The 21878-nt window shown below is 69.9% G+C and carries 18 protein-coding genes and 2 pseudogenes; 9 read left to right on the plus strand and 11 right to left on the minus strand.

The window, feature by feature from the left end:
- From ACZ4WS_RS15200 to ACZ4WS_RS15215, 4 genes are all read right to left on the minus strand, one after another.
- Nucleotides 1-395: MerR family transcriptional regulator (locus tag ACZ4WS_RS15200; protein WP_467980564.1), on the minus strand; the 395-nt coding region annotated here is incomplete at its 3' end.
- Between the two features lie 134 nt (nucleotides 396-529).
- On the minus strand, nucleotides 530-1357 hold the full coding sequence (locus ACZ4WS_RS15205; protein ID WP_467980565.1) for an alpha/beta fold hydrolase: 828 nt from the start codon (nucleotides 1355-1357) through the stop codon (nucleotides 530-532).
- Nucleotide 1358: 1 nt separating this feature from the next.
- Complete coding sequence (locus tag ACZ4WS_RS15210; RefSeq protein ID WP_467980567.1) at nucleotides 1359-1505, minus strand: hypothetical protein; 147 nt, start codon at nucleotides 1503-1505, stop codon at nucleotides 1359-1361.
- 136 nt (nucleotides 1506-1641) lie between these two features.
- Nucleotides 1642-2496: a GNAT family N-acetyltransferase gene (locus ACZ4WS_RS15215; protein ID WP_467980569.1), complete on the minus strand. Its 855-nt coding sequence runs from the start codon at nucleotides 2494-2496 to the stop codon at nucleotides 1642-1644.
- Nucleotides 2497-2686: 190 nt separating this feature from the next.
- Here ACZ4WS_RS15215 and ACZ4WS_RS15220 point away from each other — a divergent pair, with 190 nt between their 5' ends.
- Nucleotides 2687-3205: a GNAT family N-acetyltransferase gene (locus tag ACZ4WS_RS15220; protein WP_467980571.1), complete on the plus strand. Its 519-nt coding sequence runs from the start codon at nucleotides 2687-2689 to the stop codon at nucleotides 3203-3205.
- A 65-nt stretch (nucleotides 3206-3270) separates the two neighbouring features.
- On the opposite strand, the gene ACZ4WS_RS15225 is transcribed toward ACZ4WS_RS15220, so the two are convergent.
- Nucleotides 3271-3909 carry a chaplin gene (locus ACZ4WS_RS15225; RefSeq protein ID WP_467980573.1) on the minus strand — a complete coding sequence of 213 codons (639 nt, stop codon included), beginning with the start codon at nucleotides 3907-3909 and terminating at the stop codon, nucleotides 3271-3273.
- 389 nt (nucleotides 3910-4298) lie between these two features.
- Between ACZ4WS_RS15225 and ACZ4WS_RS15230 the strand changes: the two genes are divergently transcribed.
- Both ACZ4WS_RS15230 and ACZ4WS_RS15235 read left to right on the plus strand, forming a co-directional pair.
- Nucleotides 4299-5867 carry an alpha/beta hydrolase gene (locus ACZ4WS_RS15230; protein WP_467980574.1) on the plus strand — a complete coding sequence of 523 codons (1569 nt, stop codon included), beginning with the start codon at nucleotides 4299-4301 and terminating at the stop codon, nucleotides 5865-5867.
- An 87-nt stretch (nucleotides 5868-5954) separates the two neighbouring features.
- A complete protein-coding gene (locus ACZ4WS_RS15235) occupies nucleotides 5955-7523 on the plus strand; it encodes an FMN-binding glutamate synthase family protein (RefSeq protein WP_467980576.1) in 1569 nt (522 codons plus the stop codon).
- A gap of 3 nt (nucleotides 7524-7526) precedes the next feature.
- Here the strand turns inward: ACZ4WS_RS15235 and arcA are convergent, their stop codons facing one another.
- Nucleotides 7527-8771: an arginine deiminase gene (gene arcA, locus ACZ4WS_RS15240; RefSeq protein WP_467981083.1), complete on the minus strand. Its 1245-nt coding sequence runs from the start codon at nucleotides 8769-8771 to the stop codon at nucleotides 7527-7529.
- A gap of 36 nt (nucleotides 8772-8807) precedes the next feature.
- Complete coding sequence (locus ACZ4WS_RS15245) at nucleotides 8808-10226, minus strand: basic amino acid/polyamine antiporter (protein WP_467980577.1); 1419 nt, start codon at nucleotides 10224-10226, stop codon at nucleotides 8808-8810.
- 132 nt (nucleotides 10227-10358) lie between these two features.
- On the opposite strand from ACZ4WS_RS15245, the gene ACZ4WS_RS15250 reads away from it, so the two are divergent.
- A complete protein-coding gene (locus tag ACZ4WS_RS15250; RefSeq protein WP_467980579.1) occupies nucleotides 10359-11456 on the plus strand; it encodes a baeRF3 domain-containing protein in 1098 nt (365 codons plus the stop codon).
- Nucleotides 11457-11522: 66 nt separating this feature from the next.
- Nucleotides 11523-12548, plus strand: a complete 1026-nt coding sequence (locus ACZ4WS_RS15255) for a Gfo/Idh/MocA family protein (protein WP_467980581.1) — start codon at nucleotides 11523-11525, stop codon at nucleotides 12546-12548.
- Here ACZ4WS_RS15255 and ACZ4WS_RS15260 read toward each other — a convergent pair.
- The 3 genes and pseudogenes from ACZ4WS_RS15260 to ACZ4WS_RS15270 form a co-directional block, all read right to left on the minus strand.
- Nucleotides 12538-12705, minus strand: a pseudogene (locus ACZ4WS_RS15260) (phospholipase domain-containing protein); the annotation flags it as partial. The gene ACZ4WS_RS15255 and the pseudogene ACZ4WS_RS15260 overlap by 11 nt on opposite strands.
- Nucleotides 12699-12908 (minus strand): annotated as a pseudogene (locus ACZ4WS_RS15265) (alkaline phosphatase family protein); the annotation flags it as partial. The pseudogenes ACZ4WS_RS15265 and ACZ4WS_RS15260, both read right to left, overlap by 7 nt.
- Before the next feature lie 142 nt (nucleotides 12909-13050).
- Entirely contained in the window at nucleotides 13051-14130 is a 1080-nt protein-coding gene (locus ACZ4WS_RS15270; protein ID WP_467980583.1) for a medium chain dehydrogenase/reductase family protein, read from the minus strand.
- Nucleotides 14131-14257: 127 nt separating this feature from the next.
- On the opposite strand from ACZ4WS_RS15270, the gene ACZ4WS_RS15275 reads away from it, so the two are divergent.
- Nucleotides 14258-14938, plus strand: a complete 681-nt coding sequence (locus tag ACZ4WS_RS15275; RefSeq protein ID WP_467980584.1) for a TetR/AcrR family transcriptional regulator — start codon at nucleotides 14258-14260, stop codon at nucleotides 14936-14938.
- A 270-nt stretch (nucleotides 14939-15208) separates the two neighbouring features.
- Nucleotides 15209-16675, plus strand: a complete 1467-nt coding sequence (locus ACZ4WS_RS15280; protein WP_467980586.1) for a PP2C family protein-serine/threonine phosphatase — start codon at nucleotides 15209-15211, stop codon at nucleotides 16673-16675.
- Between the two features lie 18 nt (nucleotides 16676-16693).
- Here ACZ4WS_RS15280 and ACZ4WS_RS15285 read toward each other — a convergent pair whose 3' ends face one another.
- Complete coding sequence (locus tag ACZ4WS_RS15285) at nucleotides 16694-18193, minus strand: DNA-binding protein NsdB (RefSeq protein WP_467980587.1); 1500 nt, start codon at nucleotides 18191-18193, stop codon at nucleotides 16694-16696.
- Between the two features lie 232 nt (nucleotides 18194-18425).
- On the opposite strand from ACZ4WS_RS15285, the gene ACZ4WS_RS15290 reads away from it, so the two are divergent.
- Nucleotides 18426-19568: an aminoglycoside phosphotransferase family protein gene (locus ACZ4WS_RS15290; RefSeq protein WP_467980588.1), complete on the plus strand. Its 1143-nt coding sequence runs from the start codon at nucleotides 18426-18428 to the stop codon at nucleotides 19566-19568.
- Nucleotides 19569-19855: 287 nt separating this feature from the next.
- Nucleotides 19856-21838, plus strand: a complete 1983-nt coding sequence (locus tag ACZ4WS_RS15295; protein WP_467980589.1) for an N-acetylmuramoyl-L-alanine amidase — start codon at nucleotides 19856-19858, stop codon at nucleotides 21836-21838.
- Nucleotides 21839-21878: the final 40 nt, after the last annotated feature.

Here is a 21878-nt window from a genome sequence, read left to right on the forward strand (position 1 = left end):
TCTTGGTCGACAGCCCGGCCCTGGTCGCCACGATCCGGCTGGACCGCCTCCAGATAGGCCCGCAGCGCGTCCCGATTGCGGGCCAGGCAGTCGATGCGGCTCTGGATGCGGTCGATCTCGCCGCGCAGCAGTGCGGCGGTCTCCGGGGTGAGGCACTCGGGGTGGAGATGGATCCCGCCCGGGGCGGAAAGGAACGGCAGGATGGCGCGGATGATCTCGGTGGTGAGTCCGGAGTCGAGCAGCCCGCGGATCTGCTGGACGCACTGGACTGCTGAATCGCCGTACGCGCGATAGCCGTTGTCGGCCCGCTCGGGGTGGAGCAGGCGCTGCTCCTCGTAGTACCGCAGCATCCGGGTCGGGACGCCGGTGCGGCGTGACAGCTCACCGATCTTCATCGCTCTCCCCGGCGCATGCGCTTGCCTTCACACTGATGTGAAGGTTTCAGCATGGTCGTCCATCGCATCTCGTGGCCGTGGGGCGCGGGCGTGCCTTTCCCGCGCGGCGCCCTGCCGACGGTCACCCGTAGGGATCACGCGTGCGGGATCCGGCCCACGACGAGCCTGATCGCGCTGATCGTGAGGTCGGGGTCGTGGACCTGCACGTAGTGGTCGCTCCCCGTGGCGAGGAAGTGAGGGGTCTGCGGTGCCAGTTCCACGAGGGTCTGCTGCACCCGTGGCCAGGCCCGTTCCAGTCGTGTCAGCAGCGGTTTCGGGGTTCCCGCGGGGGCGGCGAAGGGCTCCGTCTTGCTGAGGACGGCGAGCGGTACCTTCGGCAGCGGACCGGCACGGTCGACCGCGGCGACGGCACCGTCGATGTCGACGTTCTCGAAGGCCGGGTCGTTGTCGAAGGGCGTGCCCGGATGGTTGAGCAGCCGCACGTACGCGGCCCAGTCCGTGCCGAAAAGCGGCTTGATGTTCGTACCGAACGAGTCGACGAAGACGAGGCCGCTGGTCCGTTCCGGATGCTGCTGCGCGTACAACCGTGTGACCATGCCCCCGAAGGAGTGACCCACCAGCAGGTAGGGACCGGGCACGTGCCCCGCCGTCAGCACCTTGTCGAGGTCGCGCACCATGTCCGGGAGCGCTCGCGTACCGGTCACCGGGGTGCTCCGCGCAGTGAGGGCGGGAGGGTTGGTGTACCGGACCGTTCCGGGCCGGTCGTAGGTGCAGACGCGGGTGAACTCCGCGACGCCCGGGAAGACCGCGGGCGCCTTCGGCACCGGCGGACGGGTGTCCGTGATGGTCCAGGTGTCGGACGAGTCGTGGAGCCCCGACTCGAGGACGACGGTCGGGCTGCCGCTTCCCCGGCAGTGCAGATAGATCTTCCGCCCGCCGCCAATGTCCACCTGCCGGGACACGTCACCGGCCGTGACAGTTGCCGTGGCAGTCGCCGTCGCCGTCGAACCCGCAGTCGCCGTCGCAGTCGCCGTCGCAGTCGAACCCGCAGCCGCCGCTGCCACTGCCGCTGTCGCCCGCGCGGCGCTTGCGGCCGTGACGGTATGACAAGCGGACAGCATCATCAGCGCCGCCGCGGTCGGCGCCAACACCCCGATGGGCACACGTCGTCGCATGACACCAGCCTGGCCGTAGGCGTGGTTGCCCGCCACCGGGCCCGGCGGGAACCGCAGGCCGGAGCCCCCCTCTATCCGAGCTCCAGTGTGGTGACGCCGTAGACGCGCTTCTGGGCGAACGGCCTGACCCGGCCGGTGTACATACGAGCCGTTTCGAACGAGGGGGTGAGGCCGAGTTCCTCCACGAGGGCGATGCCCGCCGCGTTCGTCTCGGGGACGTCGATGGCGACCTCGCTTCCGGCGGCGTCTGCGGCCAGCGCGGAGAAGAGCGCGCGGGCGTCGTCGGCGGAGTCGGCAAACAGCGGGCCGACGCGCAGACCGTCGCGGGCCGGGCGGATCACGCCGTAGCCGGTGAGGCGCCCGTCGGCGGCCAGGCGCACGAAGGTGCGGTGCCCCGGGCCCGTCAGCCACCGCTCCAGGAAGCGCGGGCGGTCGGCGGGATAGCTGGCACTGTCGTACGCCGTGATCGCCGCGAGGTCCGCCTCCTCGGCGGGCCGGACTCCCGACGACTCCCCCGCGGGCGCCACCCCGCCGAAACGGACCGTACGGTAGGCGAGTTCGAAGCCGGACTGACGGTAGTTGTCCTGCTGCGCGACCACTCCGTCGAGGCCGACCGTCCGGCCGCCCGCATGCGCGAGGGCCGTCTTCCAGGTGGTGAGGCCGTAGCCGCGGCCGCGCAGGTCGGGGCGTACGAGGTAGAAGCCCAGGAAGGCGTAGTCGGCGCCGTAGGTGACCACCGAGATGGCCGAGACGGGTTCCCCGCCGATCCGGCCGATGAAAAAGCCCTCGGGGTCCTGGGCGAAGAAGCTCGCGCCGTCGGACAGCCCGGGATTCCATCCCTCGTCCGCCGCCCATCCGCCGACCACCTTCCAGTCGTCGAGCGAGGCTCGAGTGACGACGAGGTCTTCGGGTCCCGCAGAGGTCATAGGGGCGCTCCCTTTCGTCGGAGTGGTGCGGCGGGGTGCGGTGATCGTCCGCACCGCGGCAATCCTTCCCGATCTCCACGAAGATTGCAGCGGCCAACACTCGACGAGGCGTCGGAGTTGGCCGAGGACCGAGCATCAACTGGCCTGATCCGGGACAGTGTTGGCGGCCGCGCGCATAGGGTTGCCACTCATGAGCGTCGATCACGTGACCTTGCGCCCGGTGACCGAGGACGACCTGTCCGTCATGGAGCGGTTCCTGATGGATCCGGAGACGGCCGAACCCTTTCAGTGGTTCGGCTGGTGGGACACCGGGCGCTGGCGGCGCCAGTGGGCGGAGAACGGCCTGATCACCGACGACGCGGGTCATCTGATGGTGGTGCGTGACGACGAGCGCCTGGGATTCGTCGCCTGGCGGAAGATCGTCTCCACCCGGACCACGCACTACTGGAACATGGGCATCGGTCTGCTGCCGGAGGCACGCGGCAAGGGCGTGGGGACCGAAGCGCAGCGGCAACTGGTCCGGTACCTCTTCGCCCACACGCTCGTGATGCGCATCGAGGCCGACACCGAGTCGGACAACATCGCCGAGCAACGCGCCCTGGAGAAAGTGGGGTTCACCCGCGAGGGCGTGCTCCGCAGTGTCGTGTTCCGCGACGGGCGGTGGCGCGACGGCGTGCGGTACAGCATCCTCCGCGACGACATCGGCTGAGCGAGCCGCGGAGGCCCCACCGGTCACGAGCCCGGTGGGGCCTTCCGTCCTCGGCGGGCCGTGGGTCAGCGAATCGCGGCGGGCCGGAATCGCCGGTACAGGACGGCCCCGCCCAGGACCAGCGCCGCACCCCCGGCGATCGCGGGCACCGTCTGGTCCGTGCCGGTGTGGGCGAGGGAGGCCACGGGCCGCGACGGGCTGTACTGGGGTGCATGTGCCGGTGTGTGCGCCTTGGGCGGCTTCGGGGCAGGGTGGTGGGGCCGGCCGCCGGAGGTGTTCGTGGACTCGTTGCCGACGGCGGCGTTGCCGAGGCCGACCGCGGTCACGGAGTTGCCGCTGACATTGACCGGGAGATGCACCGGGAGCTGGAGGGTGTTACCCGAGAGCACACCTGGCGAATCCTTTCCGCTGCCGTGCGCGACGGCACCGCCGGCTGTGCCGCCGGAACCCTTCGCTCCGCCGCCGCCCTGGTTGGCGCAGCTGTTGCCCGCCGCCGGGTTCAGGAGCCCGACCACGTTCACGGTGTTCCCGCACACGTTCACCGGAATGTGCACCGGGAGCTGGATGGTGTTGCCGGAGATCAGCCCTGGGGAGTCGGCCGCGGCGCCGTCCGCCGCGGAGTCGGCGTGCGCCGGCATGGTCACGGCCAGCGCGCCCGAAGCGGCGGCCGCGACGATCAAACCATTTCGGGTAACCCGTTTCATAGGTTCCCTGCCTTCCAGACATGGTCACGGACGCTCGCCCGCATGGCGTAAAACGCGGGAGAACCATCCGAGTTATGGCTTATCGGTCTTTCACTCCAACGAGCGTCACGGTTTTCGAACTGACGCAGGGGGCCCTCGCGCCGGGCGTCGGCGCGAGAGCCGGGCGCCGCGCGGCACGCAGGGTGGCGCCGCGCGGCCCGTGCGACCCGCAGGGTGGCGCCGCGCGGCACGCAGGGTAACGCCATGCGGCACGCAGGGTAACGCCATGCGGCACGCAGGGTAAGGCACGACGGCCCGTCCCGCTCGCCGAGAGGCGTGGCCCAGGACCCGCGCTTATCGTGATCGTGAAGGCACCGGCGGTACACCGCCGGGCGTCCCTGGAGGCTTGCATGCTGTCCGTGCACCACCGCTGCGCGTTCGCCGGAGCCGCGACCGCGACGCTGGCCCTGCTGGCAGCCGGACTGCCCGCGGTGGCGACGGCTGCCGACGGCCCCGACCTATCCCGTTTCTACCGCCAGAAGATCAAGTGGGCCGCCTGCGAGGGCGAGGGCATGCCCAAGGACTACCAGTGCGGGAAGGTGACCGTCCCACTGGACTACGCGCACCCGACCGGCGGGACGCTCGACGTGGCGATGGCCCGCTACCGGGCGACGGGTACGTCACGGGGTTCCGTGCTGCTGAACTTCGGCGGTCCCGGAGGCGCCGGAATCAGTCAGCTGGCCCTCGACAGCAAAGAATTCATGGGCCTGACGAACGGCTACGACGTGGTGACCTTCGACCCCCGAGGTGTCGGCCAGTCCTCGCCCGTCAGCTGCGGCGAGGGCGCCGACCAGGCCGCAGACGCGACGAACGGCACCCCCGACAGCAGTGATCCGCAGGCCGCCCTGAAAGTGGTCAAGCACGCCGCCGACCAGTGCGCCAAGCACTCCGGCCCCGTGCTGCCGTACATAGGGACGGTCAATGCCTCCCGGGACATGGACGTCATGCGCCAGGCGCTCGGTGACAAGAAGCTCAACTACCTCGGCTTCTCGTACGGAACGCGGCTGGGTGCGGTGTACGCGGCCCAGTTCCCCAAGAAGACGGGTCGGCTGGTGTTCGACGGCGTGGACACGCTCACCGAGCCGCTGACGGAGCAGGGGCTGGTGGGTGCCGAGGGGCAGCAGACCGCGCTGGAGGACTTCCTCACCTGGTGCACCAAGGACGTGGCCTGTGCGTTCGGGCAGGATCCGCGCAGCGCCCGGCAACAGGTCGTCGAACTCGTCGGCTCTCTCGACGAGAACCCGGTTCCGACCGACCTCGGCCAGCAGTTCTCTGGCCAGGACCTGGTGGGCGCCATCAGTCAGGGGCTGTACAGCAAGCAGACGTGGCCCACGCTCGAACAGGCCCTCAAGTCACTGGTCGAGGACGGCGACACCCGCGGGCTCCTGCAGCTGTCGGGAGGCGCCGCCCTGCCGAACGCCGCCGCGGCAGTCCGACAGGACGGCGGACTCGTCGACGAGGCGGACGTCCCCCTCGACAATCTCACCGCCGCCCTGATGGCGATCAACTGCGCGGACGACCCCGACCGGCCCACCGCCGACCAGGTCACCCGGGACATCGACAAGCTGCGCGCCGCGTACGAGGAGGCGTCCCCCGTCTTCGGCCAGTACCGGCTCACCCAGGTGCTGATGTGCTACGGCCGCCCCAAGGGCACCGCCTACATCCGCGACAAGGTGCGCGACGTCCACACCCCGAAGATGCTGCTCGTCGGCACCCGGGGCGACCCCGCCACCCCGTACCGCTGGACCCTGGAGACCGCCAAGCGGCTCGGTTCGTCGGCCGTCGTCCTCGACAACAAGGGCGAGGGACACACGGGGTACACGTCCTCCAAGTGCGTGCACCGGAAAGTCGACGACTTCCTGCTGTACGGCTCCCTGCCGGACAGCGGCAGCTCCTGCGCACCGGACTCGAACAGCTGAACCACACCCGCGGGGTTCCGTCACCTGATCGGCGCAGTCACCCCCGTGCATGCCGTTCCTGTGGGTTTGACTCATGGTGTGCGCCGGATGCTCTTGCTGCTGCTCGTCGCCCTCGGCGCGGCCGGGGCGCTGGTCCTGGTGTGGGCCGTCTCGCCGTGGTGGTGGTGCGCGGCGGGCGTCCTGCTGGCCCTGACCGCGCTCGGAGTGTGGGACCTGGTGCAGCGCCGCCACTCGGTGCTGCGGAACTACCCCCTGCTGGGCCATCTCCGCTTCCTCATGGAGGCGCTGCGACCGGAGCTCCAGCAGTACCTCGTCGAGCGGAACTACGGCGGGCGCCCGTACGACCGTGCCGTGCGCAGCATCGTGTACGGGCGTGCCGAGGGCATAGAGGCGGAGGAGCCGTTCGGCACCGAGCGGGACGTGTACGCCGACGGGTACGAGTTCCTTCAGCCGTCGATGCGCCCGGTCGAGGTACCGGACGAGCCGCCCGTGGTCCGCGTCGGAGGACCCGACTGCACCCAGCCGTACGACATGGCCCTGCTCAACGTCTCCGCGATGAGCTTCGGGGCGCTGTCCTCGAACGCGATCCTGGCGCTCAACAAGGGTGCCGCGCGGGGCCGTTTCGCGCAGGACACCGGCGAGGGCGGTCTGTCGGAGTACCACCTGCGGGGCGGCGGCGACCTGATCTGGGAGATCGGCACGGGGTACTTCGGCTGCCGCACCCCCGAGGGTGACTTCGACGCACGGGAGTTCGCGGACAAGGCCGCGCTGCCGGAGGTGAAGTGCGTGTCGCTGAAGCTCTCCCAGGGGGCGAAACCGGGCATCGGCGGGGTCCTGCCCGGTGCCAAGGTGAACGCCGAGATCGCCCGGACGCGCGACGTTCCGGTGGGTGAGACCGTGATCTCACCGCCGTATCACCGGGTGTTCTCGACGCCGCGCGACATGGTGCGGTTCCTCGCCCGTATGCGGGAGCTGGCGGGCGGCAAGCCGACCGGCTTCAAGCTCTGTGTCGGCTCGCGCCGCCAGTTCCTCGCCGTCTGCAAGGCGATGCTCGCGGAAGGCGTCACGCCCGACTTCATCGTGGTCGACGGCGCGGAGGGCGGTACGGGGGCCGCGCCGCTGGAGTTCGCCGACAACATCGGTACGCCGCTGACCGAGGGCCTGATCACCGTGCACAACGCGCTGGTCGGCACCGGGCTGCGCGACCGCGTTCGCATCGGCGCGAGCGGCAAGGTCGCCACCGGTTCGGACATCGTCAAACGGCTGGTGCAGGGCGCGGACTACACGAACGCGGCCCGCGCGATGATGTTCGCGGTCGGCTGCCTCCAGGCCCAGCGCTGCCACACCAACACCTGTCCTGCGGGGGTCGCGACGCAGGACCCGCGCCGGGTCCGTGCCCTGGACGTGGCGGACAAGTCCGAGCGCGTCCACCGCTACCAGCGCGCGACCGTACGCAGCGCGAGTCAGATCATGGCCGCCATGGGCGTACGGGATCCGGGCGCCCTCACGCCTCACCACCTCCGGCGGCGTACGGACCCGACGACCGTCCGGTCCTACGCCGAGCTCTACGAGTGGCTCGCGCCCGGGGTCCTGCTCCAGGAGCCGCCAGCCTCCTGGGACGCGGACTGGGCCGCCGCCGATCCGGACACCTTCTGAGCGTCAGAACTCCACGGGGTCCCGCACGATCGGACAGGTCATGCAGTGGCCGCCGCCCCTGCCCCGCCCCAGTTCGGCGCCGACGATGGTGATGACCTCGATCCCGGCCTTGCGCAGCAGCGTGTTGGTCTGGGTGTTGCGGTCGTAGGTGAACACCACGCCGGGCTCCAGGGCGACGGCGTTGTTGCCGCTGTCCCACTGCTGCCGCTCGGAGGCGTACACGTCTCCGCCCGTCTCGACGATCCGAAGCTCGGACAGGCCGAGCGCCTTCGCCACGACGTCGGTGAAGGGGCGCGAGCCCTCGTCGGTGAGTTCGATGCCGGGGGCCTTGTCGCTCGGGCGGAGGGAGAAGGTGTGGACCGCTTCCATGATGGTCGGGTAGAGCGTGACCAGGTCGCGGTCGGCGAAGGTGAAGACGGTGTCGAGGTGCATGGCGGAGCGCAGCTTCGGCATACCGGCGACGATCACGTGCTCGGCCGCGCCGTTCTGGAACAGCGCGGCCGCGACCTGAGTGATGGCCTGCCGTGAGGTGCGCTCGCTCATGCCCATGAGCACGATGCCGTTGCCGACCGGCATGATGTCGCCGCCCTCGAACGTGGCCTGGCCCCAGTCGAGTTCGGGGTCTCCCCACCACACGGTGGAGCCCGCGAAGTCAGGATGGAAGGTGTAGATGGCCTTCATCAGGAGCGTCTCGTCGTGCCGGGCGGGCCAGTAGAGCGGGTTGAGTGTGACGCCGCCGTACAGCCAGCAGGTGGTGTCCCGGGTGTAGAGGGTGTTGGGCAGCGGCGGCATCAGATATTCGCGTCCGCCCGTCGACTCGCGGGCCAGGGCGAGATAGCCGGAGCGGAATTCATCCGGCAGATCGGCGGTGGCCAGACCGCCGATCAAGTACTTGGCGAGCCGGGCGGGTTCGAGGGACTCCAGGAAGGCCCGGGTGTCGTCGATGAGTCCGAGTCCGACCTCGTTCGCGGTGATCTTCCGGTCCAGGAGCCAGTCCCGGGCCACGGGGATCGCCAGGGTCTGGGCGAGCAGGTCGTGCAGTTCCACGACGTCCACACCGCGCTCACGCAGCTTGTTGACGAAGTCGGCGTGGTCGCGCTGGGCGTTCTCCACCCACATGACGTCGTCGAAGAGCAGGTCGTCGGAGTTGGTGGGGGTGAGCCGGCGGTGCGCGAGACCGGGCGCGCAGACCAGCACCTTGCGCAGTCTGCCGACCTCGGAGTGGACGCCGTACGCCGGGCGGTTCATGCTGTCTTGACTGGTCACGGTGTGCCTTTCTCCAGGTCAGAGGCTGATCCAGCCCAGTGCCAGGGCGACGATCCCAAGGATCGCGCCGGCCACCGAGACGGCGAGGATGACGAGTTCACGGGGCGAGAACAGCCGTCTGCCCTGCTCGCGCCGGGCCATCACGAACAGGACCGTGGCGGGCGCGTAGATGATGAAGGAGACGAGGAGGTACTTCAGCCCGGCGGCGTAGAGGAGGAACGCGGTGTAGACGGTGGCGAGTGCGGCGATGACAAGGTCACCGCCGAGACGCCCTCGCGCGATCTTCACCGCGAAGGCCGCCGCCAGCAGGAACGGGATCAGCGTCAGCGCACTGGTCAGATCCAGCGCGAAGTTGAACGCGTCGTCCGAGAACAGGGTGACGACCAGCACGACTTGGGTCAGCACGGTCGTCATCACCAGCGCGGGGACGGGCACGTCGGCGGCGGTGGAGCGGCCGAGGAAGCGGGGCATGTCCTCGTCCTTGGCGGCGACGAACAGCACCTCGGCGGACATCAGGGTCCAGGCGAGATAGGCGCCGAGCACCGAGATGATCAGGCCGACGCTGACGAAGACCTCGCCCCAGGTGCCGACGGCGTGCTCCAGGACCCCGGCCATGGACGGCTGCCGCAGCTCGGCGATCTCGCTCATCGGCATGATGCCGTACGACACGATGGTGACCGAGGCGAAGATGGCGAAGACGCTCAGGAAGCCGAGGACGGTGGCCCGGCCCACGTCCTCACGGCGTTTGGCGTGCCGCGAGTACACGCTTGCGCCCTCCACGCCGAGGAACACGAAGACCGTGGCCAGCATGGTGCCTTTGACTTGCTGGAAGAGTGATCCGGCGTAGTCGGCGCCGGCGAAGTTCTCGGCGAAGACATGGGGATCCAGGTAGAAGAACGCAAGGATGACGAAGACGAGAATCGGCACGATCTTGGCCACGGTGACGATCCGGTTGATGGCCGCCGCCTCCTTCACCCCTCGGCGGATGAGCAGGAAGAACGACCACAGGCCGACCGAGGAGAGAACGACCGCGAGCACGGTGTCGCCGTCGCCGAGCGCGGGTGCGATCGCCCCGATGGTCGACATGATGAGCACCCAGTACGTCACGTTGCCGACGCAGGCGCTGGCCCAGTAGCCGAACGCCGAGAAGAAGCCGAGGTACTCGCCGAAGCCCGCCTTGGCGTAGGCGTAGACACCCGCGTCGAGGTCGGGCCTGCGGATCGCGAGCCGCTGGAAGACGAAGGCGAGCATCAGCATGCCGGTACCGGCGACGGCCCACGCGATCAGGGCTCCGGCGACGCCCGTCTCCTGGGCGAACCGCCGCGGCAGGGAGAAGACCCCGGCCCCGACCATCGAGCCGACCACCATGGTGGTGAGCGTCAGCAGCGTCAGTTTGGCGGGGGGCGGCGTCTGGGTTTCGGTGTCGACCTGCGTCATGGGCGTCCTATGACGGTGGAGGCATCGTCGTCCAGTGACGGCGATGGGGAAAACGCCATCTGGCGACGCGAGCGACCCTAGCAATCAATTGCACCAAATGCCCGATAACCGAATCAGTCTTATCGTGCAGGTATGGAGCACGCTCTCAGTACCGCAACCCTGACCGAGCTGCGCAGGCCGCGGCCCTATCCCGCGGTGTCCGTGCTGACACCGACACACCGCCGGGAGCCCGACAACGCACAGGATCCGGTGCGGCTGCGCAATGTGGTGGCCGAGGCCAAGAAACAGCTGGAAGCCGATCCCTCGGTCACCCGCGAACGGCGCAGCGATGTCGTCGAGCAGCTCGAGCGGGCGCTGGCCGAGGTCGATCTGGCGCACGCCGAGGACGGCCTGGCGATCTTCGCGGCCCCCGGTGAGCACCAGGTCTGGTCGCTGGCCCGCACCGTGCCCGAGCGCGTGGTGCTCTCGGACACCTTCCTGACCCGCAATCTCGTCGCCGCACAGGTCTCCGAGCGGCCGTTTTGGGTGCTCGCGGTGTCGGCCGACCGGGTGACGCTGTGGAACGGCGGCGGCGGCCATGTTGTGGAGGACCACACCGGCGGCTTCCCGCTGACCAGGGACCGCGAGAACTTCGACGCCGAGCGCCAGGAGCAGATCGGCGACATGCCGAGCACCTTCCGAGACGAGGGGACCCGGCGCTTCCTGCGCGAGGCCGACACGGCCATGGGCGTCGTCCTGCGCGAACTCCCGCGCCCGCTGTACATCACCGGCGAGACCGCCGCCCTCTCCTTCCTCGACGAGATCGGCACGGTCACCAAGGACGCGGCGCACATCCCGCACGGCGGCCTCGCGCACGCCACCCCCGACACGGTGTGGCAGGCGGTACGTCCACTGATCACCGCCGAGGAGAAGAAGAACACCGACGAGGTGGCACGCGTACTCGAAACGGCCCGCGGGCGCAAGGAGTTCGCCGCCGGGGTCGACGAGGTGTGGCAGAACGCGTCGGAGGGCCGGATCCGGCTGCTGGCCGTCGAGGAGAACTACCGCGTGACGGTCCGCGACGACGGCGGCGACCATCTCGTCCCGGCCGAGAGCGGTGACATGGACGCCCGGGAGGACATCGTCGACGAGATCGTCGAACAGTGTCTGGAGACCGGCGCCGAGGTCCGCTTCGTGCCCGACGGCAGCCTCGGGGACGCGAAAGGGATCGCCGGGGTGCTGCGTTACTGATCTTTCCGGCCGACAATCGGATCGCAAGGGTTGCATCGAGCTGTCGGCAGGAGAGGTGCGGAGCGCGTGAGTGAACTGTTGGGTGTGGCGGTCCTGGGTGCCGGACACATGGGGGCCGACCACATACGGCGGATCGACCGAGTGGTGAACGGCGCTCGGGTCGCCGCAGTGGCGGATCCCGAGACCGCCCGGGCCAAGGAGGCGGCGGCCGGGATCGACGGCGTCTCGGTCCACGCCGAGGTGACGGCCGCGCTCGACGCGCCCGGCGTACAGGCGGTGTTGATCGCCTCCCCCGGACCCGCGCACGAGGAGGCACTGCTCGCGGCCTTCGAGCGCGGCCTGCCCGTGCTGTGCGAGAAGCCGCTGACGCCTGAGTCGGCCGGCGCACTGCGCGTGGTGGAAGCCGAGACGCGGCTCGGGCGGCGGCTGGCGCAGGTCGGGTTCATGCGGCGGTACGACGCCGAGTACCAGCGTCTCAAGTCCCTGCTGGACAGCGGGCGGCTGGGCCGTCCGCTGATGCTGCACTGCACGCACCGCAATGTCTCGTCGCCGGCCGACTTCACCTCGGCGATGCTGGTCAACAGCTCCGTCTCGCACGAGATCGACGCGGCACGCTGGCTGCTGGACCAGGAACTCACGGCCGTGACCGTGCTGCGCCCCCAACCGTCCTCGCATGCCCCGGAGGGCCTGCTCGATCCCCAGTTCGTGCTGTTCGAGACCTCGGAAGGCGCCCTGGTCGACGTCGAGATCTTCGTCAACTCCGGCTTCGGTTATCAGGTGCGGTGCGAGGCGGTCTGCGAGACCGGGAGCGCACGGATCGGGGACGAGCGGACGATGGTCGTGACGACGGCCGGCGGTGCCTGCCAGGACGTGGCGCAGGACTACCTCGTACGATTCGCCGACGCCTACGACCGCGAGGTGCAGGCCTGGGTGGACGCCACCCGGGAGGGCCGGGTCACCGGGCCCAGCGCCTGGGACGGGTACGCGGCGTCCGCCGCCGCCGAGGCGGGGGTCCGGGCGCAGGAGAGCGGCGGCCGGGTGACCGTCGAACTCGCCCCGCGCCCGGATCTCTACGGGCGCGTCAGCCACTGACGCTCGCCGCGCCCGTCTCGATGTGCCCGCTGAACCGGCGCGACCAGCTCGCGTCGGAGTCGACGGTGATGGTGAAGTCGTACCAACCGTCCTGGTGGGCCACCGCGTTGAAGAAGTCCTCCGCCGAACCGCTCGCGGCCACCGTGTACGTCCACGGACGCCCTTGAGGCGGCCGAAGTAGTGGTCGAAGCTGCGGTTCTCCTGCATGAGGGTGACGACGTGCTGTACGTCCGAGATCGTGCCGGTCGCCGTCGCCGCGCTGTCGGCGGCGGCCGCCGGGCGCGAACCGACGCCCATCGCGGCGCCCGTCGCCACGGATGCGCCGAGCCCCACAAAGCCTCTTCGGCTGATCGGTGCCATTCGCCCGCCCTCGTCACACTTCGTCGTCGACAGCGTCTACCACCCCGGGGACTCGTACATCCCCCTGGGCGAGTCGGTCGGCCTCCAGTGCCGGACCCGATCCGAACCGTCAGGCCCCGGTGGGGAGTTCCACCACGTATTCCTAGATCTGTTCCTGTGTCAGGTCCGGGACGAGGATCACCTTGCCGGTGACGGTGCCGGACTCGGCCAGCCGCATGGCCTCCGCGGCCCGGCTGAGCGGGATGCGGGCCGCGACCTGCGCGGTGATGGCGCCGTCGGCGAGCAGGGCGAACACCTGGCCGAGGTCGGTGCGCAGGCGGTCGTGGAAGGCTGCCGAACGGCGCTTGCCCGCCCAGATGTTGTAGAAGTGCGTACGCCGGCCGTTGGGCAGGAGCTTCCAGAGGAACAGTCGCCCGACGAGCTTGAGGACCGGCAGCTTGGAGGATCCGGCGACGTCCCGGGTGGCCGCAGTGCCGTAGGAGACCAGCGTGCCGCCCCGGGCCAGCAGCCCGAAGGAGTCGACGATGCCGTCACCCCCGACGTGATCGAAGACGGCGTCGACTCCGCCCGGCACCAACTCCCGCACCCGGACGGACAGATCGGCCGCGCGGTAGTCGAGCGGAGTCGCGCCGAGCGCGCGCACCGCGTCGTGATGGCGGGGCGAGGCGGTGCCGATCACCCGGATACCGGCATGGGTGGCCAACTGCACCAGGGTGGAGCCCACTCCGCCGTTCGCCCCGTGCACCAGCACGGTCTGTCCGGCGCGGACCTTGGCGATGCGGTGCAGCATCTGCCAGGCGGTGATGCCGTTGACGACCACGGTCTCGGCGTCGGCGGCGTCCAGTGTGCCGGGGACTTCGACCAGGCCGACAGCGGGCAGGGCGACCTGGCCGGCCCAGCCTCCCACCTTGGTCAGAGCGGCGAAGCGTCGGCCGACCAGCGCATCGTCCACCCCCGCACCGGCCCGGACCACGACGCCGACCAGGTCATAGCCGGGCACGAAGGGGTACGGCGGCTGGTCGTAGTACTTGCCGCGGCGCATCTGCTGTTCGGCGAACGACACCCCGGAGGCCTCCAGGGCCAGGACGACCTCACCCGCCGCGGGCTCCGGCGCGGGGCGCACACGGATCTCGAGGCCGGACGGCTCCACGACACCTGGGAGGACGACTTCGGTCACCACGTCTGCGACGGCCTCACTGCCCTCGGCGGTCTCGGTGTCCATGACGGTCAGAGCTCCTTAGTTATTGCTTAGTTATTGCTTCTCGTGTTCGTTATAGGTTCTAACTGAAGCTTGCTCCTCTATATTCCGTAAGTCAAGGACCACCAGCAGAAGACAGAGAGGCGATGACATGGCCGCAGAGAGCCGCACGGGGCCTGGCCTGCGCGATCGGTTCCGCGCGCAGGTACAGCAGGAAGTCAAGACGGCGGCCCTTCGGCAACTGGCCGAAGGCGGCCCGGAAGCGCTGTCGCTCAACGCCATCGCCAAACAGGTCGGGATGACCGGCCCCGCGCTCTACCGCTACTTCGCCAACCGGGACAGCCTGCTGACCGAGCTGGTCATCGACGCGTACGGAGACCTGGCGTCCACGCTCGCCCGCGCGGCCGACGACACGAGGAAGGACGGGGCCGCACGCCTGACCTCCGTGGTAGCGGCCTACCGCACCTGGGCCCTGACCCAGCCGCACCGCTACCGCTTGCTCTTCCGGGCACCCCTGCAGGGCTACGACGCGCAGTCCACGAGCCTCGTCGAGGCCGCGCAGCCGGCCATGAACGTCGTACTGAACGTGGTGAGCACCCTCGCCACACCGGGCACGCCGGTTCCGGAAGGCCCGGCAGCCCAGTTCCGGGAGTGGATGAAGCGGCACGGAGTCGAGGACGTGCCGGCGGCGGTCGCCTCACGCACCACACTGCTGTGGGCCCATCTGCACGGTCTGGTGAGCCTGGAGATCGAGGGCAACTTCGCCTCGATGGGCATCGACCCGACCTCCCTCTACGAGGCCGAGGTACGGGACTTCGTCCACTCCCCCTGACTCGCACACCTGCTCCTCGAACAAGAGAATGAACCTAGAGTGCGCGCGCCCCAACAGACCATCAAGTCACGTACGCTGCCTACGACTTGACCTCGTAAGGCGCGTACTGCATAGGGGCCACACGCTCGGCCCATGAGGACTGCGGCATATGCCAGAAGCACCACCGTATCGGGTGTTGCCAAATCCCTTACAGGGCATCGCGGGCTGTGCAACAGTCGTAACGGTCCTTCCGTCAGCCTTGGTCGTACCGTCCCCGCATCGGAGTACGTCATGCCCTCCCATCTCTCTGCGGACCGCCCAGCCGCCCAGCCGCCCCAGCGCGGCACGGTCGACGCGCTCATTTCGCAGACGCGGCGGCTGCGCGGCGAGGTGGACGCCGTACGGCGTGACGCGCCCGGCGACGGCGAGGACCCGCAGGGACGCTGGCAGCGTGCGCTGTGCAATCTGGCGATGCATCAACTCAACGACCTCGACGAGCACTTGGCCCAGCTGCGGGACGGACCACCTCCCGTGCCCGTCCAACCCCCAGCCGCACCCGCCGTCCGAGCCGTGCCGGCCGCATCCCGGCGCGGCTCACTGCTGAGCCGGGTCGGCAGCGCCGAGTGGAATCTGCTGACGGACGAGGCCAGTTGGTCGGGAGAGCTCTACCAGATCCTGGGCCGCGACCCCGCCGCTCCCCCGCTCACGCTCGACGAACTGCCGTCGCTGGTGCTCGACGAGGACCGGCCGATGCTGACCGCGATGGTCACGGACTGCCTCATCGACGCCAAGCCCATCGACGGTGAGTTCCGCATAGTGCGCCCCGACGGCGAGGTGCGGACCGTGCACATGATGGGCGAGCCCGTGCTCGACGCCGACGGCAGCACCGCCTCGATGTGGGCCGTGCTGCGTGACGTCAGCGAACTGCGCCGCAGCCAGCGGACGGTGAGCGAGACCCGTGACTCGCTGCAACGCCAGCGGCACATCGCGCAGACCGAGCACCGGCTCGCGGTCGAGCTGCAGGAGGCCGTGCTGCCGCCGTGGCGTGGCTCCCTACGGTTCCCGCAGCGGGGTCCCGAGACCCTGGACCTCGCCGCCCACTATCTGCCGTCGTCGACCAGCGCACTGATCGGCGGCAACTGGTACGACGCCCTGGAACTTCCCGACGGGGAAACCCTGTTGAGCGTGGGCGACCTCACCGGCCACGGAGTCACCGTGACGTCCGGCATGGCGATGCTGCTCGGCGCCCTGCGCGGCATGGCCGTGGCAGGCACCCAGCCGGGTCAACTCCTTTCCTGGCTCAACCAGTTACTCGACGCCTCTGTCCAGCCGGCCCTCGGCAGTGCCGTCTGCTGCCGCTACCGGCCCGAGACCCGCACCCTCAGCTGGGCACAGGCAGGCCACCCCGCCCCACTGCTGTTCCACAACGGGACGGGGCGCGTGCTGCCGGCGCCGGACGGCGTGCTGCTCGGGGCGACATCGGGCGCCGTCTACGGGCAGACCGAGGAGACGCTCGAAGCGGGCGACCTGCTGCTGCTGCACACCGACGGGCTGGTGCCCCGGCGATGGGGGTCCCCCCGCTCGGGAGAAGCCGAGAGTGAGGGAGGAACGGCGGCCGTCCAGAGGCTGCTCGACCTGGCCCCGCGCTTCGACGAAGCGCGCAGCGCCCAGGACTGTGTACGGATGGTTGTCGAGGAATTCGGTGAGTCCGAGCGCGAGGACGACGCCTGCGTACTCATCGCCAGGGTTGCCCCCTGACGGCTCATCGCCAGGGGCTCACGCCCGCGCGCTGTTGCCGCCCCTGGGCTTGAACGCGCTCTTGGGGAGAGCGAGTTTGATCTCCTCACGCAGTTCGTGGATCTTCGGATAGCTGGAGTACTGCCCGGTGAGCCGGTACATCTCGCGCAGCCGGTCCCAGGTGCGGTGGGAGGAGTTGGCCCCCATCGACGTCAGAGCCAGTCGCGCGTACCGGTCGGCCTGTTCGGGGTCGTCGGCGATGAAGCAGGCCGAGGCGAGGGAGATATGGTCGAAGATCTTCGACCGTTCCCGGCCCGACTCGCGCAGCCTGAGCGCCTCCTTCGCATGGCGCTGTGCGGTGGCCGCCGCGGCGGGCTCGTGCTCGGCGAGGGTGCGGTAGGCGAGGGCCTGCATGCCGTGCATGTCCGCCTCGTCGAACAGCTGCATCCAGCTCGGCGGAGGCACGTCGCCCCGGTCGGAGACGAACAACTCCTCCGCCTGGCCGAGGGTGCGCCGCATGGCCTGGCCCTTGCCCATGGACGCCTGTGCCCAGGCCTCGATGGTGTAGAGCATGGCGTGGGTGCGAGGCAGCACCTCGTCGCCGGATCCGGACTTGGCGAGCTTCATGAGATCGAGTGCGTCGTCGGGCCGGCCCAGGTGCACCATCTGGCGAGCCGCTCGCGAGAGCGCCTCCCCGGCGCGGGGCCGGTCACCGCCCTCACGGGCCGCGTGGGCGGCGATGACGAAGTACTTCTGAGCCGTGGGCTCCAGGCCGATGTCGTGCGACATCCAGCCCGCGAGGACGGCGAGGTTGGCGGCGACGCCCCACAGGCGCCGCTGGAGGTGGTCGGGGTGTCGATAGGAGAGCATGCCTCCCACTTCATTGAGCTGGCCCACCACAGCCTTGCGCTGCAGCCCGCCGCCGCGGGCCGCGTCCCAGGCCCGGAACACCTCGACCGAGCGCTCCAGTTCCTCGATCTCCTGCGACCCGATGGGGGCGGCCTCATAGCGGTCGAACCCAGCGAGGTCGGCGTGCAGGGGATCGTCGAACTGGGGAGCGTCGGCCGAGAGAGCCGGATCGGTGTGCAGCCAATCGTGCATGGCAGTACTGAGTGCGGATCCTGCGGCGAGCGCGGCACCCGCGCCCACCAAGCCGCGTCGGTTGAGCATGAGGTCCATTCCCGTGAATTCGGTGAGGACCGCAGCAGTCCGCTCGGGCGCCCACGGCACTCCGTCGGGATGTTCCGCATTCCCGCCGCCCGGCCGTTTCCCCACGCGCCCGTGCCGGACCAGACCGAGGTCCTCGATGGTCACGACACGGCCGAGACGCTCGGTGAACAGAGCTGCCAACACCCGCGGTACCGGATCGCGCGGGATCTCTCCCATGTCGATCCAACGCCGCACCCGTGAGGTGTCGGTCGCCAGTTGGGGGTGGCCCATGGCCGCCGCCTGCCGGTTGACCATCCTCGCGAGTTCGCCCTTGGACCAGCCGGCCAGGCCGAACAGGTCCGAAAGACGGGTGTTGGGTTGTCCGTTCACAACAAGCCCCCAGGTTCTCGGCTGAATTGACAGTAACCCTCTGTCAGTTGCTGAGCGACTATTCGCCAGGGTTCGCCAGGGTTCGCCAGATGGTGTGCCACTGGGCATCGGGTGTCAGGTAGGAAAGCGCCACCCCGACCCGGTTGCCACAGGGACATTCCCCAGGTGGACCAGGGCGGCCGGGGCGGGTAGCGCGGCAACTTGCAGGCACACGAAGGGATCTGTTTCGCCCATGTACGCAGCATCGTCCTCCGTGTCCGCTCCGCCCCGGTCGCTGCACCCCCGCCCGGGCGGCAGCGGCCCCTACCTCGACCCCGCGCGCCCTGCGGCGGCCCCCGTGCTCGGTGCCGGCAGGACACGGCGCGTTCCGGGGCTCGGCACCCAACCGCTCAGCGGGAGACTCGACTTGTCCGGCCCTCAGGGCGCGCAGCTGCGCACGGCGATCGCGTCGGTGCACCGGATCTGTCCGGAGTTCGCTCCGGTCCAGGTGCTGCGCCGCAGCGGGCGCTCCGTGCTCCTTGTCGGCACGACAGGGCGCAGCACGGCCGTCGCCAAGTGCTTACTGGACCACTCCCCCATCTGGGCCGAGCAGATCCAGCATGAAATAGCTGCCTACCGCTCGTTCGTGCGGCACCGGCCGCCGGTCCGGGTGCCCCGGCTGATCGCGGCGGACCCGGACAACTGCACCCTGGTGATCGAGCGGATGCCGGGCCGGGTGGCCGCCCTGCAGCGGCATCCGGCCGAGGCTCCGCCCCGCGCGGACATCCGGGCGGCGCTGGGTGCGATCTGCCGGCTGAACGCGTGGCGGCCACCCGCGGGGACGTTCAACGCCCCGCTGGACTACGCGGAGCGGATCTCCCGTTTCCACGAGCTGGGTCTGCTCACGGACCGGGACATGGGCGATCTGCAGAAGCTGGTGCACGGCATCGCGCACTCGGCGGGCCGCCAGGGCATGGGCCAGTTCTGTCACGGCGACGCCCTGCTGTCGAACATCCTCCTTTCACCGGCCGGTCCAGTGCTGGTGGACTGGGAGCACGCGGGCTGGTATCTGCCGGGGTACGACCTGGCGACGCTGTGGGCGGTCCTCGGTGACGCTCCGGTGGCGCGCCGCCAGATCAGTCAGCTCGCGCAGTCGGCGGGGCCCGCGGCGCGCGACGCCTTCCTGGTGAACCTGATGCTCGTACTGACCCGCGAGATCCGTACCTATGAGACGGCCGTGCAGCGTTCGATGCACGACGCGACCCCGGCGGCACCGGGACCGGCCCACCCGGGTGCTGCGCCGTCCGGTGAGGAACAGCGGCTGCTGCTGAGGCGGCTGCACGACGACTGCCAGTTGGCCCGACGGGCTGTTCGAGCGGCGGTCGGCACTCGCTGACGGGGATGGCGGTCCGCGGTTGCGCCTGGACAGCGGCGCAACCGCGGACCTTCGTCATGTCCGGGCATCCCCCGAGTGTCCGGGCGTCCCCCGATCGGGTTATTGGTCCACGCCACTGACGCCCCGCAGGCGGGATCGCCGCCGCCACGAAAACCCTTTCACTCATTGCTGACATGGGAAATCGCCCGCCTCTGGGCATGATTGACGGATCGTCGGAGAGCCGATACCACTGACGCACGTTCGGCCCCCGCACGCCCCACCGCGCTCGACCGTCCCAGGAGGCTGCATTGCGAGGATCCGCCACCGACCCCAAGGCCACCACCGCCGGGTACAGACGCGCACGCAGGACCGCGGGTGCCGTCGCCTCGGCGGCGCTGCTGCTGCCGCTGCTCGGCGCGGCACCGTCCGGCAGCACCGCACTGGTGTCCTCCGCACAGTTGCAGAGCGCCTTCGCCTCCGCGGCTGCCGAATACCAGGTGCCGCAGAGCGTGCTCCTCGCCGTCTCCTACCTCCAGTCCCGCTGGGACGCGCACGCCGGAGCGCCGAGCGTCAGCGGCGGCTACGGGCCCATGCACCTGACCGACGCGCGTACGGCGCTCGCGGAGGCGCCGCACCACAGCGAGGGCACGGAGGACGCCCGCGGCGACAGCTCGCGCGTGGCCCTCCTCCCCGACACCAAGGTGCCGGAGAACACCGAACTCCCGGCCCGCCTCAAGACGTTGCCGAAGGCCGCCGAACTCACCGGCCTCCCGGCGGAGCAGCTGCGTACGGACGCGGCCGCCAATGTGGCGGGCGGCGCGGCGCTCCTCGCCGCGGCGCAGAAGGATCTCGGCGAGCCGCTGAGCGAGAACGCCGCCGACTGGTACGGGGCGGTGGCCCGCTTCTCGGGCGCGGACGACAGCGCGACGGCGGCGACGTACGCCGATGACGTCTACGAGGTGATCCGCGACGGCGAGCAGCGCACCACGGACGCCGGTCAGCAGGTGGAGCTCGCCGCCCAGCCGGGCCTCGGCCCCGACACGGCACAGCTCCAGCGAGCGGGACTGCGTACGGCCTCCACCGATGGCACGGAGTGCCCCAAGACGGTGTCCTGCGAGTGGGTGCCTGCTCCGTACGAGGAGTTCGGCGAGGGCGACTACGGAAATCACGACCTCGGCGACCGGCCCACTGCGCAGAGCATCAAGTACATCGTCATCCATGACACGGAGGGCACCTGGGACGGTGTTCTGAAGCTGGTCCAGGACCCGACCTATGTGTCGTGGAACTACACCCTGCGCTCGACCGATGGTCACATCGCCCAGCATGTGAAGGCCAAGGATGTGGCCTGGCACGCGGGCAACTGGTACGTCAACGCCAAGTCGATCGGCCTCGAGCACGAGGGCTTCCTCGCCTCGCCGGACGCCTGGTACACCGAGGAGATGTACCGGGCCTCGGCGCGGCTGGTGCAGTACCTCTCCGGGAAGTACGGCATTCCGCTGGACCGGCAGCACATCCTCGGGCACGACAACGTTCCGGGCCCGACGACGTCGACCATCCCCGGCATGCACACCGACCCGGGCCCGTACTGGGACTGGCAGCACTACTTCACCCTGTTGAGCCATCCCCTCGCCCGCACCGCGAAGGCCGGCGGCGGTCTGGTCACCGTACTGCCGGACTTCACCGAGAACCGCCCGGAGTACACGGGCTGCGACACCAAGGGCGTGCCCTGCGCGGCGCACGGCTCCAGCGAGGTACGGCTCTACAGCGCGGCGGACGAGAACTCGCCGCTCATCAAGGACATCGGGCTGTATCCCAAGGGCGACGACTCGACGATCGACGTGAACGACGTCGGTTCACGGATCTCCACGGGTCAGCGGTACGCGGTCGCCGACCGTGACGGGGACTGGACGGCGATCTGGTACCTGGGCCAGAAGGCCTGGTTCAAGAACCCGAAGAACCAGCGGACGGCCGTGAACGCGTCGGGGCCGGTGGTGACGCCCAAGGCAGGGCTCAAGGAGATTCCCGTCTACGGTCGCGCCTACCCGGAGAAGGAGGCCTACCCGGCGGGCGTGCCCGTCCAGTCGGTCTCGCCGCTGCCGTACAAGCTGCTCGAAGGCCAGCGGTACGCGGTCGGCGACAAGGTACCGGGCGAGTACTACTACGCGCCGACCTTCGACACGGCAGCGCACAAGGTCGTGATCGGCACCGACATGTACTACGAGATCCAGTTCGGGCACCGGGTGGCGTTCGTGCGGGCGGCGGACGTCCAGGTGGTTCAGTCGACCTCGTGACGGCCGGCGCCGGGTCCGCACGCAGCGGGCCCGGCGCCGG

Source organism: Streptomyces sp. NPDC029292, from assembly GCF_055569295.1.

What these genes read in the sequence shown, in the direction of transcription:
- ACZ4WS_RS15270 (WP_467980583.1), bottom strand. Translation starts at nt 14,130, where the DNA reads ATGGACACCGAGACCGCCGAGGGCAGTGAGGCCGTCGCAGACGTGGTG.
- ACZ4WS_RS15215 (WP_467980569.1), bottom strand. Translation starts at nt 2,496, where the DNA reads ATGACCTCTGCGGGACCCGAAGACCTCGTCGTCACTCGAGCCTCGCTC.
- ACZ4WS_RS15250 (WP_467980579.1), top strand. Translation starts at nt 10,359, where the DNA reads ATGGAGCACGCTCTCAGTACCGCAACCCTGACCGAGCTGCGCAGGCCG.
- ACZ4WS_RS15235 (WP_467980576.1), top strand. Translation starts at nt 5,955, where the DNA reads ATGCTCTTGCTGCTGCTCGTCGCCCTCGGCGCGGCCGGGGCGCTGGTC.
- ACZ4WS_RS15230 (WP_467980574.1), top strand. Translation starts at nt 4,299, where the DNA reads ATGCTGTCCGTGCACCACCGCTGCGCGTTCGCCGGAGCCGCGACCGCG.
- ACZ4WS_RS15275 (WP_467980584.1), top strand. Translation starts at nt 14,258, where the DNA reads ATGGCCGCAGAGAGCCGCACGGGGCCTGGCCTGCGCGATCGGTTCCGC.
- ACZ4WS_RS15220 (WP_467980571.1), top strand. Translation starts at nt 2,687, where the DNA reads ATGAGCGTCGATCACGTGACCTTGCGCCCGGTGACCGAGGACGACCTG.
- arcA (WP_467981083.1), bottom strand. Translation starts at nt 8,771, where the DNA reads ATGAACCGCCCGGCGTACGGCGTCCACTCCGAGGTCGGCAGACTGCGC.
- ACZ4WS_RS15245 (WP_467980577.1), bottom strand. Translation starts at nt 10,226, where the DNA reads ATGACGCAGGTCGACACCGAAACCCAGACGCCGCCCCCCGCCAAACTG.
- ACZ4WS_RS15280 (WP_467980586.1), top strand. Translation starts at nt 15,209, where the DNA reads ATGCCCTCCCATCTCTCTGCGGACCGCCCAGCCGCCCAGCCGCCCCAG.
- ACZ4WS_RS15290 (WP_467980588.1), top strand. Translation starts at nt 18,426, where the DNA reads ATGTACGCAGCATCGTCCTCCGTGTCCGCTCCGCCCCGGTCGCTGCAC.
- ACZ4WS_RS15225 (WP_467980573.1), bottom strand. Translation starts at nt 3,909, where the DNA reads ATGAAACGGGTTACCCGAAATGGTTTGATCGTCGCGGCCGCCGCTTCG.